The sequence below is a fragment of the Citrobacter sp. MNAZ 1397 genome, assembly GCF_023613995.1.
GTDB lineage: Bacteria > Pseudomonadota > Gammaproteobacteria > Enterobacterales > Enterobacteriaceae > Phytobacter > Phytobacter ursingii.
The window spans coordinates 213,028-229,439 of sequence record NZ_JAKIVH010000002.1; the positions used below are offsets into that span (position 1 = coordinate 213,028).

Consider the following 16,412-nt stretch of genomic DNA (forward strand, 5'->3'; position numbering starts at 1 on the left):
AATTACTCCTGGCGTTGACGTTTACTGGCGAACAGACGTTTCACCAGCACAAAGAACAGCGGAACAAAGAAGATGGCGAGCAGCGTGGCGGCCAGCGTACCGCCGATGATGCCGGTACCGATGGCCACGCGGCTGTTGGCTCCGGCCCCGGTGGCCACGGCCAGCGGTAGCACCCCGGCGATAAATGCCAGCGAGGTCATCATAATCGGGCGTAAACGGGTACGTGCCGCGCGCAGCGCCGCCCGGCTCAGGGAGTAGCCTTCCTGCACCGCGGCTTCGGCAAACTCGACAATCAAAATGGCGTTTTTCGACGACAGGCCAATGGTGGTCAGCAGCGCCACCTGGAAGTAGACATCATTGTTCAGGCCGCGCATCCAGGCCGCCAGCGCCGCCCCAAGCAGGCCGAGCGGAATCACCAGAATGACCGAAATCGGCACGGACCAGCTCTCATACAGGGCTGCCAGACAGAGGAACACCACCATAATCGAGATGGCATAGAGGCTCATGGCCTGGCCGCTGGCGAGTTTTTCCTGCAATGACAGGCCGCTCCAGGCCCAGGTGGAACCGGCAGGCAGATCGTTGGCGAGGGTCTCCATTTTGCCCATCGCCACGCCGGAGCTGAACCCGCTGGCGTTCTCGCCCTGAATTTCATAGGCCGCCGAACCGTTGTAGCGCACCAGACTTTCCGGGCCATATTCCCAGTGGGTGGCGGCAAAGGCGGAGAATGGCGTCATGCTGTCATCGCTGCCGCGCACGTACCATTTTTTCAGATCCGACGGGGCGGCGCGAAACGCGCTATCCCCCTGGATATAAACCTTCTTCACGCGTCCACGATCGATAAAATCATTCACATAGGTCCCGCCCCAGGCGCTGGAGAGCGTATTGTTGACATCGCTCAGCGACAGGCCCAGCGCAACGGCTTTGTTGCTGTCGATATCCACCTGCAACTGCGGCATTTGCGGCAGGTCGTTGGCACGAACGGATTGCAGTTCCGGGCTTTTGCTGGCCTCACCAATCAACTGGTTGCGCATTTTCAGCAGTTCGTCGCGATCCGTGCCGCCGCTTGCCAGCAGCTCAAAGGTAAAGCCGTTGCTCTGCCCCAGACCGTCCACCGACGGCGGCGTCATGGCGAAAATGCTGGCATCGCGGATGATGCTTAACTGCTGGGTGGCCCGCAGGGCGATCGCCTGCGCGGTATTTTCCGACCCCTTACGTTCTGACCAGTTTTTCAGCGAGACGAAGGCCATCCCGGCGTTCTGCCCGCTCCCGCTAAAGCTAAAGCCGGTGACCGTGAAGATGGCGTCAGTATTGGCTTTCTCGTTGTTGAGGAACCAGTCGGTCACTTTGCTGGCGACCGCATCGGTACGCGGCGCGGTCGCCCCGGCGGGCAGGGTGAACTGCACCATGACAGAACCCTGGTCTTCGGTCGGCAGAAAGCTGCCCGGCAGACGCCACATGACAAATGCCATTGCCGCGCAGAGCACGCCATAGGTGGCGATCACGGTGACAGCGCGGCGCAATACGCCCAGTACGCGGTGTTCGTATTGGTTTTCGGTGCGGGTGTAGAAGCGGTTGAACGCGCCGAAGAAGCCTTTTTTATGCGGTGTGCTGTGCTGCATCACCGCGCCGCACAGCGCCGGAGTCAGGGTCAGGGCGACAATCACCGACAGGGTCATGGCCGAGATGATGGTGACCGAGAACTGACGGTAAATCACCCCGGTAGAGCCGCCAAAGAAGGCCATCGGCAGGAACACGGCGGAGAGTACAAGCGCAATCGCCACCAGCGCGCCGGAGATTTCGCCCATCGATTTTTCGGTGGCTTCGCGGGCGGGCAGCCCTTCGTCGCGCATAATACGCTCGACGTTTTCCACCACCACGATGGCATCGTCCACCAGCAAACCTATCGCCAGCACCATCGCAAACAGCGTCAGGGTGTTAATCGAATAGCCAAACAGGGCCAGCACGCCGAAGGTGCCTAACAGCACGACGGGTACCGCCATCGCCGGAATCAGCGTGGCGCGGATGTTTTGCAAAAACAAATACATCACACAGACCACCAGCACGATGGCTTCGATCAGCGTCTGTACCACGTCTTCGATGGAGATTTTGATAAAATCGGTGCTGTCTTTCGGGTAGGCGATGTCATAACCCTGCGGCATGCTGTGACGGAACCCGGCGATTTTATTTTTCACCAGCGTGGCGGTATCCAGCGCGTTCGCGCCCGGAGCCAGCATCACCGCCAGGCCCGCCGCCGGGTGGCCGTTCAGTTTCGCCGTTGCCGAATAGTCTTCGCTGCCCATCTCTACGCGGGCAACGTCGCCGATACGTACCACCGCACCGTTGGTTTCACTTTTGATGATGATATTGCGGAACTGATCCACGGTTTGCAGGCGCGACTGCGCGCGGACCGTGGCGGTGAGTTGCTGACTGTTTGAGGCTGGCAACGCGCCGATTTTCCCGGCGGAAACCTGTACGTTCTGCGCTTCAATCGCGGTCTGTACATCCGACGGCATCAGCGCGTACGAAGCCAGTTTGTCCGGGTCCATCCAGATACGCATCGCGTATTGCGCACCGAACACCTGCAGGCTACCCACACCGTTAACGCGTGCGAGCGGGTCCTGTACATTACTCACCAGCCAGTCGGCGATATCGGAGCTGGAGGCGTGGTCGGTTTTGTCATACATCGCCATGATGAGCAGAAAGCTGCTCTGCGATTTCACCACCGTAACGCCGGACTGGGTGACTTCGGTTGGCAGGCGGGACTCGGCCTGTTGCACTTTGTTCTGTACCTGCACCTGAGCGGTGTCCGGGTCGGTACCCTGTTCGAAGGTCACGGTGATAGTCACCTGACCATCGGAACTGCTGGTGGAGGTGAAATAAAGCAGGTTATCGAGCCCGGTAAGCTGTTGTTCAATAACCTGGGTCACACTGTTTTCCAGCGTTTGCGCCGACGCACCGGTGTAGGTGGCGGTAATTTTTATCGAGGGCGGCGCCACGTCCGGATACTGCGCGATGGGCAGCGTGCGGATAGCCAGCACCCCGGCCATCATGATGAGGATGGCGAGCACCCAGGCAAAGACCGGGCGCCGCACGAAGAAGCGAGAGAACATCAGGCTTTGCCTCCGTTGTTTTGCACTTCAACGGCTTTCGCCTCTGAACCGGCGGTGACTTTATCCGTGCCTTCGACAATCAGCTTGTCGCCGCTTTGTAGCCCTTTCAGGACCAGCCATTTATCGCCGTAGGTATCACCCGTTTCGACGCTACGCTGCTCGACTTTGTTGTGCGCGTTGACCACCAGCGCCGTGGCGTTGCCTTTGCTGTCGCGGGTGATGCCCTGTTGCGGGGCGAGGATGGCGTTTTCCATTACGCCTTCATTGACTCTGGCGCGGACAAACATGCCGGGGAGAAGTTGCTGATGCGGGTTCGGGAAGATGGCGCGAAGGGTGACTGAGCCGGTCGCTTCATCAACGGCCACTTCGGTCAGCGCCAGTTTGCCGGTTTCGCTGTAGGTGCTGCCATCTTCCAGAATCAGCGATACGCTCAGGGTGTTGTCGTTGCTGGCGAGCGCTTGCTTACGTAAACGCAGCAGATCGGCACTGGAACGGGTGAGGTCGACATACATGGTGTCCAGCCCGCGCACGGTGGCCAGCGCCGTGGTTTGCTCGGCGGTGACCAGCGCGCCTGGGGTGACGGACGAGATGCCAATCCGCCCGCTGATCGGTGAGGTGATAGTGGTCCAGTTCAGGTTAATACGTGCGCTTTCCAGCGCCGCTTGTTTGGCGCTGACGCTGGCCCTGTCCTGGGCGCAGGTAGATTTCGCGTCGTCGGCATCCTGCTGTGACACGCCGTTATCTTTCACCAGCAACGCATAGCGACGCGCTTTCTGGCAGTCGGATTCCACCAGCGATTGCGCCTGTTTAAGGGAGGCATCGGCTTCATCGAAGGCGGCGCGGTAGCTGGACGGGTCAATCTGGTACAGCGGCTGGCCGGCTTTCACCGTGTCGCCTTCGGTAAAGAGGCGCTTCTGGATGATACCGCCAACTTGCGGGCGGACTTCCGCGCTCAGCGAGGCCGAGGTACGTCCGGTCAATGTACTGAATACGGAAAGCGGTTGGCTCTGGAGCGTCACGACCCCGACGTCCTGAACCGCGTGGTGTTGTGCAGGTGGTGTGGCATTGTCGCAGCCAGTTAATGCGAATAATGCCACGACGGTGATTCTTATTAACTTCATTATATTTCCCCGGCGTGTAAAAGGCCTGCCCGTTGATAATTAACAGGCGGCTGGTTGACCTTATTTTGGCAATGGCAATACTCCACTTCCGCTATTTGCGGAAATGATAACGAGCGGTATTTTTATACACCGCCTGAAATTCGTTTAATCCCGGATTATTTTTCTGTAAATAACATCTGCATTATGTCCTGATATATCTGGTGTAATTGCGCCGGGTCGCATTTTTGCGGCGTCAGGTTTCTGAACATGGCACCTTCCATCAACGACGCCATAACCTCCACACAGCAGCGGACGCGACTCTCTTCAAGATGCGGATGCATTTTCTTCAGGTGAGCGCAGGCAGTTTCATACATGCGCGCATCGGCCTGTGCCATCATCGCAGCAACGTGCGGGTTGCGGGTCGCTTCGGCCGCCACTTCCAGCATCAGCGCATCGTCATCGTGGCTGAGCGTTTGTCGCCAGGCCAGTACCTGCGCGAGGTGTTCAGTCTGGGTGTTGCTTTCCATTTCAGCGATACGGTTGTCGATGATGCGGCGGATCATCTCCTCAATGATGGCGTCTTTACTGGCGAAATAGCGATAAATCTGCCCGACGCTTAACTGGGCCTCCAGCGCGATTTGCGACATGCTGGCCGCGTGAAAACCGCTTGCGCGAAAGCAGCGCCGGGCCGCGACAATGATTTCGTCCTGGCGGATCTGGTGGCGTTCTTGCTGCGAGGCTTTTGGTGTCATGCCGGGCTCCGGTTTGTGGTTTTTGAGAATGATCATTCTCATTGACCATAAGAATATATGAATTTTGCCCCAGGCGTTAAGCATTTTCTGGGGAGATAATATGGATTTACAAAAGTCCATATTGTGGAGAAATAATGAAGAAGATAATGGGGGAATTAAGAGGAAAGGTATCGGTAAGCCATTAGGAATATTAATGGAGGGTAATATCCATAATATTTGTGTGCGACGATGGTGATTATTGGCTTAATTAAATGTGTGTAATGATATTGCCATAATATCGCTCGCTTTCTCCCCCGGCGGCGCTGCGCTTGCCGGGGCTACGTGGTAGCCCGGATAAGGCGTTTACGCCGCATCCGGGAATCGGGTATTTGAGCCACCAACAACCCTCACCCCGGTCCTCTCCCTGACGGAGAGAGATCCCCACAAAAAATGTGAGCACGATCGGTCCCCTCTCCCTGAGGGAGAGGGTCAGGGTGAGGGGGAAAATGCGGCGCTGGTGGTCATTCCGTTCACTTCATGTTCATTGTTTCTTTGTTACATCAGAACCCGTGAACGTGCCAGGGTGGCTCACCGCCACCACCCTGGCGACCCGGGCTCCCGGCCAGGAAAATCGCCGCTTCGCGGTCCACTCGCCTTATGCCGTCTGACTTTCGGGTCGGGGACCAGCCTGCGTCCTTGCAGGCTATCCCCTCCGCCCGCATCCCTGCGGGCGGCCCCGGTCAGCCGTCAACGCCTCATCGATTTTCAGCCGGACCCTGTCATCGCTGTCACTGTTTTATTCTCATTACGCGGTGTTATCGCTGTAAAACGTAATATTACTTCACCCCTGAGGGAGAGGAAGAAAACGCATTCGGGGTGGTTCTAAAGGTGAGAACAATTCTCAATATTATTGCCGCCTGGCGGGGGCAATGGTAATCTGTAGGCGTTTTTCAGGGCGTCGACCCGGAAACTTTCGCGCATCCCCGGTGGAATGTTGAACATTGGACAGGATCACAATGGCTGCCCGCTATGCAAAAAAGACACTTTTCCGTTGAAGATTTTATCGGGTTTGGCGAACGCTACGGCATTGATTATCGCTTCCCGTCGCTCTCTGCTTGCCGCGACGTCAGTAAAGAAAAACACATTGTGATTCAGGGCGATGTCGAAGAGATGTCGTTCTCATCCGGTCTCAACCTCACCAGCTCAGATATTCGCGTCCTGCAACCCTATGAAACCACCTCCTTGCATAGCTGCCCGCTCTATATGCTGGTGGTGCTGGAAGGCAGTGTGATGCTGCGCGTCAACGGTCAGGAATTTGTGGTGCGCTCCGGTATGGCCTTTACCTCGCGCCTTGGCGAGCAGCAGGTGATGAACGCCGTGCATCTTGCCGACTACCACTTACGCACGCTTTCGCTGGGCGTAGACCCGGCGCGCTGCTGGCAATCGCCGCTGCTCTCTGCGTTGCTTCAGCAGTGGGAAAACGGCGGGGCGCCAACCTTCTTATGGCAGGTGCCGGGCTTTTTGCTCTCTGGCCTGCAATACATCCAGCAGTCCAGCCAACCTGTGCTGTCGCGCCAGTTAATGCTCGAAGGCGTCATGCTACAACTGTTAGGTCACGGCCTGTCACAGCGCCTGCAAAACCATACCTCCCGCCATGCCCCCAGCGGCGAACAACATCGGCTCGAAACCGTGCGTCGCTTGCTGGAGCAGCAGCCGGAGAAAGAATACACCCTCACGGAACTGGCCCAACTGGCAGCCATGAGCAGCAGCAGCCTGCGGACCAAGTTTCGCCAGGCCTATGGCCATTCGGTGTTTGATTACCTTCGCGATTGCCGTCTCGATCTTGCCCGCCGCTATCTGGCACAGGGGTACAGCGTGCAGCAGGCGGCGTGGATGTCGGGGTATCAGCATGCCACCAATTTTTCTACCGCCTTTCGCCGTCGCTATGGCATTACCCCCGGAGAGGCGCGCCACGCCTGTTAATCCCCGTTCTTCATCCGGTCATCCACGGGCCTGTAGACCAAAGTTCGACAGTTGTGATGCGTTTTGTCACCGCGCATACGTCTCTTGTCATTGCGCATAGCTGCCACCGTCGGCAAAAGGGTAATAATTCTTATTTACAATAAAAACGGCTTCTGGAGATTTTCATGTTCGCAAAAACGCGACTGGCGCTGATGATTGGCTGTATTACGGGTGGATTTAGCGCGGTAGTCCTGGCACAGGACACCACGTCGACAAAAGAAGAGACGGTGGTGGTGACCTCACAAATGCAAAGCGGCGCAACCAAGCTGGAAACGCCGGATATCGAAACCCCGCAGTCGGTCTCTATTGTGACGCGCCAGCAGTATGAAGAGCAGGGGGCCACCAGCGTGCGCCAGGCGGTGGGCTACACGCCGGGGGTCTATGCCAACCAGATTGGCGCCTCCAACCGTTTTGATTATATCGTCTTGCGCGGCTTCTCCGACGGCAGCCTGGATAATATCTATCTCGACGGCCTGAAAATGATGGGTGACACCAACTCGCACAGTTCGCTGGTGGTGGACCCGTGGTTTCTCGACAGCATCGAAGTGGTGCGCGGCCCGGCTTCCGTACTCTATGGTCGCTCTTCGCCAGGCGGAATTGTGGCGCTGAACACCCGCAAACCGTCGTTTGACGCGGGGGGCGAAGTCAAACTGTTCGCCGGGAATAACAACCAGCGCGGCGCGGCCTTTGATGTGACCGGCCCGGTGGATGATAACGACCGCGTTGCCGTGCGTTTAACCGGCATGACCCGCTATGCGGACTCACAGTTTGATCCGCTCAAAGAAGAGCGTTATGCCCTGATGCCGAGTCTGACCTGGCGTATCACCGACACCACGCGTCTCGATCTGATGGCCTATCTGCATCGCGATCCGGAAGGCGGCAGCCACTCGGGCTTACCGTATGAAGGCACCGTTGTCCCCCATGCCGGGCAGAAAATTTCCAATACCTTCTATGAAGGGGAAGACGATTACGACAAGTACGACCGCCGCGAAAATATGGTTGGCTACAATTTCGAGCATGCCTTTGACAGCGGCTGGTCGGTGCGCCAGAAATTGCGCTATTTGCACACCAAAGTGAACCTGAACCAGGTGTATGCGGCGGGCTGGCTGAATGATACCGAACTGAACCGCGGCTATTCCGGTTCTGATGAGAAGATGAATGCTATCACGCTCGACAACCAACTGGACGGCAGCGTGGAGACCGGCCCGGTAAACCATCGCCTGCTGATGGGTGTGGATTACCAGCGGCGCAGCAATAATGTGGCCGGTTACTACGGCGCATTCCCGGCGATCGACGCGTTTAACCCGGTGTATGGCGCAGATCCGGATTACATCACCCAGTACAGCAGCGAGAAGCATAAGCTGGAGCAGACGGGGATCTACGTGCAGGATCAGATGTCACTCAATAAGTGGCGTCTGACGCTGGGTGGCCGCCACGATCAGGTGAAGGTCACTAACGTTAACAAGCTCAATGATACCAGCGATACGCTGGATCAAGGTCATTACAGCAGCCGTGCGGCATTGCTGTATCTGTTCGATAACGGTTTTGCCCCGTACGTCAGCTACTCGACCGCGTTCACGCCAACCAGCTTTACCGATGAAAACGGCAAGATCCTGCAGCCGATGAAGGGGAAACAGTGGGAAGCCGGGCTGAAATTTGAGCCGGAAGGAACGCAGGCGATGTACAGCGCCTCGGTGTTCCGTATCAACCAGAAGAATATCGCCACCAAAGAAGAGCCGACCGATCCGTACCGTTCTATCGGCGAGATCGAATCCGAAGGGGTGGAGCTGGAAGCGGTGGGTCAGTTAACGGATAGCCTGCGCCTGCAGGCGGCCTATACCTATACCGATATCCGTTACAAGAAGAGCAGCCCGGAAGAGCAGGGCAAGCGCGCCGTCTACGCACCGCGTAACCAGGCCAGCGCCTGGCTGAGCTACGATGTGAAAAGCGGCCCGCTGGACGGTTTGACCGTCGGTTCCGGCGTGCGCTATGTGAATGGTATTACCTCGGATCGCCAGAATACGCATACGCTGCCGTCGTATACGTTGGTGGATCTGGCGGTCGGCTATGATCTGTCGAAGGTGGGCCTGAAAGGGCTGAGTGCGCAGGTTAACGTCAATAACCTGACGGACAAGAGCTATATCGCCGCCTGTAACTCGCTTTCTTATTGCTACTTTGGCGCCGAGCGCAGCATTGTGGGTAGCCTGTCGTATACGTTCTGATCGTGAGTCGTCCCGGGTGGCGGCGCGGCCGCGCCTTACCCGGGCTACGATGCTTCAGGTGCGGTGATTTGGTAGCCCCGGTAAGCGTGAGCGTCACCGGGGATAATCGCAACACCCTGAGCGAAAGGGAGATTAACTCTCTTCCATCGCGATATGAATTGCTTCGCCCAGCTTCGCAATGGCCTCTCGATACCGTTCGGTGAGCGGCAGGGCGCAGTTAATGCGCAGGCAGTTGCGGTATTTTCCTGATGCCGAAAACAGCGAACCCGGCGCCGTCTGGATTTTCAGTCGACAGAGCTGGCGCGACACACAGATCATATCCACCCCTTCCGGCAATTCAACCCACAGCATATACCCGCCTTTTGGCCGCGTGACGCAAATTCCACAGGGAAAATACTGGCGGATCCAACAGGTATAGGTTTCCAGGTGCTGCTGATAAAACTGGCGCATCCGGCGAATATGGCGATGGTAGTGGCCGTCGCGAATAAACGCCGCCATCGCCAACTGATTAGTAGGCACTGTGCTGCCGATAGCGGCATATTTCATATGCAGTACCCGGTCACGGTAGCGCCCCGGTACAATCCAGCCCACACGCAGCCCCGGCGCGACCGATTTGGTAAACGAGCTGCACAGCAACACGCGGCCATCGATATCGAGGGATTTAATGGTGCGCGGGCGGGGATAGTCGGTGACGAGTTCGCCATAGATATCGTCTTCGAAAATGACAATGTCATGGCGCTGCGCCAGCGCCAGTATCGCTTTTTTGCGCGCATCCGGCATGATCGAGCCCTGCGGGTTGCTGCAACTGGGTACGAGGATCACCCCTTTGATCGGCCACTGTTCCAGCGCAAGTTCCAGTGCCTCAATACTGATCCCGGTTTCCGGATCGGTGGGGATCTCCATGACTTTGATGCCGAAACCACGCAATAACTGCATGGTGCCATAGTAGGAAGGCGATTCCACGGCCACGATATCGCCCGGTTTACAGACCGAAAGCAGGGCAATGCTCAGCGCGCCGTGGCAGCCGTTGGTGATGACGATATCCTCCGGATCCACCACCGTACCGCCATCAACCATCAGGCGGGAAATCTGCTCGCGCAGTTCGCGCCGTCCTTGCAGGGCGTCGTAACTCAGAATGTCACACTGGTTGTGCTGCACCAGTCGCGCCATCTCGCGCCACAGCGGTTTTAATGTTGGCTGGGAAATGTCCGGCGCGCCACCGCCAAAGTTGAGCATCTCTTTGTCCGAACGGGCATCCAGCAGTGTCAGCACCTCATCCCATTGCGTTACGTCTACCGGGCGCTGAACAGGGCGAGATATGGCGGGCACCGGCGGTTTGGCTTTGCGCGGGGCGACAAAATAGCCCGAGCGCGGCTGCGGGGTGATCAACTGCAGGTTTTCCAGCACCTGATACGCCTGCTGTACGGTGCTGATGCTCACACCGTGTTCCTGGCTCAGATTCCTGACTGACGGCAATTTCTCGCCGTGACGGTAGAGGCCTTGCTCAATGCGCTCCGCCAGTAAGGTGGCCAGATTTTCATAACGTGTCATGCTGTATCCTTTGTTGCCACCATACAGATTATAAAACCAGTACAGATGGCGGAGAAAAATGCCGTTCAGATACAGTTGTAGGCGATCTGTATGTTAAAGAAAAGTAATTTCTGCGTCTGTATTGCATACAGGAATTCCAGAGAAAATAGGGCTCTGTTCTGGTGAGGAGAGACGCGATGGAATTCTTTGAAAATAGACCGAAACGACCGTTTGTCGGGTTCGTACAACTGTGGCATTGGGTGAAACGAAAATGGGAACGGCGTAAGACGCGGATAATTTTGCAGAATCTCAGCGATGAGCAACTGAAAGACCTGGGGTTGCGTCGTGACGATCTGGGTTATTGATCCCCCAAAAGTGCGGAGATAACATCTTGTTATTTTCCGCCTTTTATGGCGTAGACTATGCTTAATGCCATTATCACTACGGGGGATTCACCATGCATTACATGGGCAGTAAAGACGACGATAAAAAAGAGAACGAAGGCGGCAACGTCACGCAGATGATGCAGCAGAAGTTGCTGGATTCGCGCTCGATCATTATCTCCGGTGAGATTAACCAGACGCTGACCGAAAAAGTGGTGACCCAACTGCTGCTGTTGCAGGGGATCAGCGATGCGCCGATCAAAATTTACCTGAACAGCCAGGGCGGCCATGTTGAAGCTGCGGATACCATTCACGACATCATTAAATTCATCAAGCCGGAAGTGCATATCATTGGCACTGGCTGGGTGGCGAGCGCCGGGATCACCATTTTCCTGGCGGCGAAAAAAGAGCACCGCTACGCGCTGCCGAACACCCGCTTTATGATCCATCAACCGCTGGGCGGCGTACGTGGCCAGGCGAGCGACATTGAAATCGAAGCGAAAGAGATCATCCGTATGCTGGAGCGCGTGAACCGTCTTATCGCCGATGCGACCGGGCAACCGGTAGAGAAAGTGAAACAAGACACTGACCGCAACTACTGGATGAACCCGCAAGAAGCGATTGATTACGGCATTGTCTCCCGCGTAGTAAACAGCTACGGCGACCTGAAGCTGGATTAATTTCCCCTCTCCCGATCCCCTTCCTGTGCGAGGGGGATCAAATCCACGTTATTTCCTTTCACCGTAGAAAAAATTTCACTTCTCCGAATGCGCTAAATTCTTCACACTGTCGGCGATGGTGAATACGGAGAAACGGCATGAATAAGAGTTATAAAGCCGCACTGGTGATGATAGCGACGCTCAGTGCGCCGGTAATGGCAGAAAACAATAGCACCACGTTTAACCACAAAGATTGGGAAGTCGTTTGTGATAACACGCTGACCTGTCGCGCTGCGGGTTATAGCAAGGAAGAAGAGGCCAGCGGGTCGGTACTGCTGGTGCGTAAAGCCGGTGCGAATACGCCGCTGGTTGTCGATGTTGTGCTTGCGGAAATGGAATCTGATGAGACCTCGCCGCAGCCCAAACTGGTCCTGTGGATTGATGACAAAGAGATTGGTGAAGTCGAGCCGGAAGACAGCGATACCTGGCGGTTATCGCCCGCGCAGACCCAGGCGCTGATCGAAGCGGTAAAAGGCAGCGGCAAAGTGGAGTTTAAAGGCGGTGCAAAACCATTCGAGCTGTCTGGTGATGGCGCGACAGCGGTGCTGCTGAAGATGGATGATGTGCAGGGGCGTCTGGACACCCCCGGCGCGCTGGTGAAGAAAGGTGATAAACCGGAAAGCGGTGTACCGGCGGCGAAAGAGCCTCCGGTGATTCAGGCAGCCAAAGTCAGCGATGCGCAAGAACGTGTGCTCAATGAAACGGAGGTTGCCGCGCTTAAGCCTAAATTGATTGCCTCTTTACCCAAAGACACCAATTGCGAGCGTCTGAAATCGCCGGACCCGCAGGCGGATGAGGGGGATAACGATATCAGCCTGACGCCGCTGGATGATACCCACGCGCTGATTTCCACGCTCTGCTGGCGCGCGGCCTATAACGAAGGCTATGGTTTCTGGGTTATCGACAGCAAACTTGCGGGCGAACCCGTGCTGGTGACCGACTCCGCTTCGGATTACAGCGATGGCCTGATTTCGCTGGGGCAGCGCGGTCGTGGCATTGGCGACTGCTGGGCATCCGCTGAGTGGGTGTGGGACGGTAAAGCGTTCACCCAGAGCAGCGAATCCACCACCGGTATGTGCCGCTATGTTCGTGCAGGCGGCACCTGGGATCTCCCGTCGTTTGTCGCCCAGGTTAAAGAGCCGGAATAAGGCGCATCCTGAACCCCCCGGTGGCGCTGTCGCTTACCGGGGCTACGAAGGCGCGGTGGTAGCCCGGATAAGGCGCAGCCGCATCCGGGAACCCCCGGTGGCGCTGACGCTTACCGGGGCTACGAAGTGCGGTGGTAGCCCGGATAAGGCGCAGCCGCATCCGGGAACCCCCCGGTGGCGCTGCCGCTTACCGGGGCTACGAAGGCGCGGTGGTAGCCCGGATAAGGCGCAGCCGCCTCCGGGAACCCCCCGGTGGCGCTGACGCTTGCCGGGGCTACGAAGGTGTGGTGGTAGCCCGGATAAGGCAACGACGCCTCCGGGAACACCCCCGGTGGCGCTGACGCTTGCCGGGGCTACGAATGCGCGGTGGTAGCCCGGATAAGGCGCAGCCGCATCCGGGAACACCCCGGTGGCGCTGACGCTTGCCGGGGCTACGAAGGTGCGGTGGTAGCCCGGATAAGGCAACGACGCCTCCGGGAACACCCCCGGTGGCGCTGCCGCTTACCGAGGCTACGAAGTGCGGTGGTAGCCCGGATAAGGCAACGACGCCTCCGGGAACAACCCCGGTGGCGCTGCCGCTTACCGGGGCTACGAAGGCGCGGTGGTAGCCCGGATAAGGCGCAGCCGCATCCGGGAACCCCCCGGTGGCGCTGATGCTTACCGGGGCTACGAAGTGCGGTGGTAGCCCGGATAAGGCGCAGCCGCATCCGGGAACCCCCCGGTGGCGCTGACGCTTGCCGGGGCTACGAAGGTGTGGTGGTAGCCCGGATAAGGCGCAGCCGCATCCGGGAACCCCCGGTGGCGCTGACGCTTACCGGGGCTACGAAGGTGCGGTGGTAGCCCGGATAAGGCGCAGCCGCATCCGGGTTATTCTTCTGGCTGCATTACGACTTCATATGTACGCCAAACCCGCCTTCACCAGGCGCAATATCCTCGCGTAACGTCAGCGCGGGAATCACATAATCCCCCGCGTTTTGCTGCCGGAAAGGCAGCGGTTCTACCTGCCAGAGCGTGTCCAAACGGTGTGCCAGTTGCTGGCAATACGCGGCATATTTCTTATCATCTGTTTTGCTGGTGCGATAAATCACCAGCGGCGGCAACACTTCGAAGCCCGGATAAAACAGCATCCCGTGCTGGATAGGGAACAGAATATCGTCGATAGGGCCGTTGATTCCGCGCGGGCTATAGTGTGATTCCCAGCCGCCTGTTGTCACCAGCAACATTGCCCGTTTACCTGACAGGTTTCCCTCGCCGTAGCGATCGCCCCAGTGGGTATCGCTGTGTTCACCCACGCCATAGGCAAATCCGTAGGCGTAAACTCGATCGAACCACCCTTTCATAATGGCAGGCATCGAAAACCACCAGAGCGGAAACTGGAAAATGACCGCGTCCGCCCAACGTAATTTCTCCTGCTCGGCGGCAATATCCGCACTCTGCAAACCCTGCTCAAAGGCCTGTTTTGAATCCATTGACGGGTGGAAATGGTCACCTGCCAGTGGGGCGAGCGTGTCGTTGGCATCCAGCTGTGATTTCCAGTTCATGGCGTAGAGATCGGAAACCTGCACGTGGTGCCCGGCATTTTCCAGATGTGAAACAGCAAAATTATTGAGTGCGCCGTTCAGGGAGTGGGATTCGGGATGGGCATAAACCATCAAAACATTCATCGTATGTACCTGGTATGGGGAAAGTCCCCCCACGGTAGTGAATGAAGAGGTATAGTAGAAATTAATTGCTGTTATTGCTGGTATAGTCATGGTTAATTTTCGTCGTATCGATTTGAACCTGTTAGCGACGCTGGATGTACTGCTGACTGAGCTTAACGTGACGCGGGCCGCGCAGCGGCTCAATTTGTCGCAGCCTTCGGTCAGCGTGCAGCTCGCCCGCCTGCGGGAGATTTTTGCTGACCCGCTGTTGCTGCCGGGACCACGCGGCATGCAACCGACCGCCCGCGCCGATGAACTGCGGGTGCCGTTACGACGGGCGCTCGATGCGCTGGAAAGCGCCGTGTCATCCGGTAGCGCCTTTGACCCGGCAAGCGCCGATCTGACCTGGAAGATCGCCGCCACGGATTACACCGAGTCCGCCGTGGTGCTCCCGGCACTCAACAGCCTGCGGGCCGCCGCACCCGGCACCCGGCTGGCGCTGTTCGAGTTAAACCCCGCGCAGATTTTGCGCCAGGCGGAGCAGGGCGATGTCGATCTGATCTTTCATACTCGCGAAGGGTCGCCGCCTGCCCTGCACCAGCGACTGCTGTTTACCGAGCGCTATGTACTGGCCGGGCGACTGAACCATCCGGCCTTAAAACGTCGCCCGACGCTGGCGCAGTTCTGCAAGCTGGAACATGTGATTGTGTCGCCGGAAGGCGGGGGCTTTAGCGCGATAACCGATGAGGTGCTGGCAAAAAGTGGACTTTCACGGCGCGTCGTTCTTTCCGTACCCCATTTTTTGTTTATGCTGGAGGCGCTGGCGACCAGCGATCTGGTGGCCGTGTTGCCGGAACGTCTGGTGAAAAAGGCCGGGGCCTTGCAGGTGGTGGACCCGCCCGTGCCGCTGCCGGGGTTCGATATGCTGATGCTCTGGCATGAACGTCTGCATCGTGACCCGGCGCACCAGTGGTTGCGACAACACTTACTCGACTGCCTTTAATTACTACTGAGATGACAACATGTTAAAAGGCCTGAATCACCTGACGCTGGCGGTGAGTGATATTGCCGGTAGCATCGATTTTTATCATCACCTGTTGGGGCTGCCCCTGCATGCGCGCTGGGATAGCGGTGCGTACTTGAGCTGTGGTGATCTGTGGCTTTGCCTGTCGCTGGACGCGCAGCGGCACTACATCGCCTCGCAGGAGAGCGACTACACCCACTATGCGTTTAGCATTGATGAAAATGACTTCGCCGCGTTTGTGGCACGTCTTACGCAGGCGGGCGTGACGTCGTGGAAAGAGAACAAAAGCGAAGGGGAGTCGTTCTATTTTCTCGACCCGGACGGGCATAAGCTGGAAGCCCACGTGGGCAGCCTCGCGCAGCGGCTGGCCGCCTGCCGCGCGAAGCCGTACAAGGGAATGGTGTTTTTTGACGGGTAGCCCCGGTAAGCGCAGCGCCACCGGGGAAATCCCGGATGTTTACGTACGCTGAATATCATTTATACCCACCATACCTACAAATGCATTGGTGCTGGTGTGGGTAGTGGGTATACTCTCTTTGCATTGTAAAAAGGGAGACATTATCGAAAGGGATGACAAGCAGAGAACTCATGAAACAACTGCAAGAGCGTGGCTGGGTTCTTGACCGGGTGAAAGGGAGTCACCACACGTTCGTCAAGGTGGGGGTATCATATGTGATTACGGTACCTCACCCTGAAAAGGATATTGCAAAGGGAACATTGCAGAAGATCCTGAAACAAATGTAATTAAGCGGCACCGGGCCGGTGCCCTTTCAATCTTAA

General features: G+C 57.3%; 14 protein-coding genes. 8 read left to right on the forward strand and 6 right to left on the reverse strand.

The window, feature by feature from the left end:
* Positions 1–2 precede the first annotated feature (2 nt).
* The 3 genes from L2097_RS15720 to L2097_RS15730 form a co-directional block, all read right to left on the reverse strand.
* Positions 3–3,110 carry an efflux RND transporter permease subunit gene (locus L2097_RS15720; RefSeq protein WP_250353257.1) on the reverse strand — a complete coding sequence of 1,036 codons (3,108 nt, stop codon included), beginning with the start codon at positions 3,108–3,110 and terminating at the stop codon, positions 3–5.
* A complete protein-coding gene (locus L2097_RS15725) occupies positions 3,110–4,231 on the reverse strand; it encodes an efflux RND transporter periplasmic adaptor subunit (protein ID WP_250353258.1) in 1,122 nt (373 codons plus the stop codon). The genes L2097_RS15720 and L2097_RS15725 overlap by 1 nt, the downstream gene beginning before the upstream one ends.
* 155 nt (positions 4,232–4,386) lie before the next feature.
* Positions 4,387–4,962: a TetR/AcrR family transcriptional regulator gene (locus L2097_RS15730; RefSeq protein ID WP_085005287.1), complete on the reverse strand. Its 576-nt coding sequence runs from the start codon at positions 4,960–4,962 to the stop codon at positions 4,387–4,389.
* A 1,008-nt stretch (positions 4,963–5,970) separates the two neighbouring features.
* On the opposite strand from L2097_RS15730, the gene L2097_RS15735 reads away from it, so the two are divergent.
* Both L2097_RS15735 and foxA read left to right on the forward strand, forming a co-directional pair.
* Complete coding sequence (locus L2097_RS15735) at positions 5,971–6,924, forward strand: AraC family transcriptional regulator (RefSeq protein WP_250353259.1); 954 nt, start codon at positions 5,971–5,973, stop codon at positions 6,922–6,924.
* 164 nt (positions 6,925–7,088) lie between these two features.
* Positions 7,089–9,185 (forward strand): ferrioxamine B receptor FoxA, encoded by a 2,097-nt coding sequence (gene foxA, locus L2097_RS15740; protein ID WP_250353260.1) that lies wholly within the window; start codon positions 7,089–7,091, stop codon positions 9,183–9,185.
* A 132-nt stretch (positions 9,186–9,317) separates the two neighbouring features.
* Here foxA and L2097_RS15745 read toward each other — a convergent pair whose 3' ends face one another.
* Positions 9,318–10,736, reverse strand: coding sequence for an aminotransferase-like domain-containing protein (locus tag L2097_RS15745; protein WP_085005258.1), 1,419 nt, complete (start codon positions 10,734–10,736; stop codon positions 9,318–9,320).
* A gap of 176 nt (positions 10,737–10,912) precedes the next feature.
* Between L2097_RS15745 and L2097_RS15750 the strand changes: the two genes are divergently transcribed.
* From L2097_RS15750 to L2097_RS15760, 3 genes are all read left to right on the forward strand, one after another.
* Positions 10,913–11,080, forward strand: a complete 168-nt coding sequence (locus L2097_RS15750) for a DUF1127 domain-containing protein (protein ID WP_071845934.1) — start codon at positions 10,913–10,915, stop codon at positions 11,078–11,080.
* A gap of 92 nt (positions 11,081–11,172) precedes the next feature.
* Positions 11,173–11,778 carry an ATP-dependent Clp protease proteolytic subunit gene (locus L2097_RS15755; RefSeq protein ID WP_047371986.1) on the forward strand — a complete coding sequence of 202 codons (606 nt, stop codon included), beginning with the start codon at positions 11,173–11,175 and terminating at the stop codon, positions 11,776–11,778.
* A 137-nt stretch (positions 11,779–11,915) separates the two neighbouring features.
* Positions 11,916–12,965: a DUF1176 domain-containing protein gene (locus L2097_RS15760; protein ID WP_047371985.1), complete on the forward strand. Its 1,050-nt coding sequence runs from the start codon at positions 11,916–11,918 to the stop codon at positions 12,963–12,965.
* Positions 12,966–13,007: 42 nt separating this feature from the next.
* On the opposite strand, the gene L2097_RS15765 is transcribed toward L2097_RS15760, so the two are convergent.
* Together L2097_RS15765 and L2097_RS15770 are read right to left on the reverse strand one after the other, a co-directional pair.
* Positions 13,008–13,430, reverse strand: coding sequence for a hypothetical protein (locus L2097_RS15765; RefSeq protein WP_250353261.1), 423 nt, complete (start codon positions 13,428–13,430; stop codon positions 13,008–13,010).
* Between the two features lie 419 nt (positions 13,431–13,849).
* The gene (locus L2097_RS15770) at positions 13,850–14,629 is read right to left on the reverse strand and encodes an NAD(P)H-dependent oxidoreductase (protein ID WP_250353262.1); all 780 of its coding nucleotides are present in this window, start codon (positions 14,627–14,629) and stop codon (positions 13,850–13,852) included.
* 88 nt (positions 14,630–14,717) lie between these two features.
* On the opposite strand from L2097_RS15770, the gene L2097_RS15775 reads away from it, so the two are divergent.
* The 3 genes from L2097_RS15775 (at position 14,718) to L2097_RS15785 (ending at position 16,376) form a co-directional block, all read left to right on the forward strand.
* Positions 14,718–15,611 (forward strand): LysR family transcriptional regulator, encoded by an 894-nt coding sequence (locus L2097_RS15775; protein ID WP_047371983.1) that lies wholly within the window; start codon positions 14,718–14,720, stop codon positions 15,609–15,611.
* 19 nt (positions 15,612–15,630) lie between these two features.
* On the forward strand, positions 15,631–16,050 hold the full coding sequence (locus tag L2097_RS15780) for a FosA family fosfomycin resistance glutathione transferase (RefSeq protein ID WP_250353263.1): 420 nt from the start codon (positions 15,631–15,633) through the stop codon (positions 16,048–16,050).
* A 170-nt stretch (positions 16,051–16,220) separates the two neighbouring features.
* Positions 16,221–16,376, forward strand: a complete 156-nt coding sequence (locus L2097_RS15785; RefSeq protein ID WP_380081252.1) for a type II toxin-antitoxin system HicA family toxin — start codon at positions 16,221–16,223, stop codon at positions 16,374–16,376.
* The last annotated feature ends 36 nt before the right edge of the window (positions 16,377–16,412 follow it).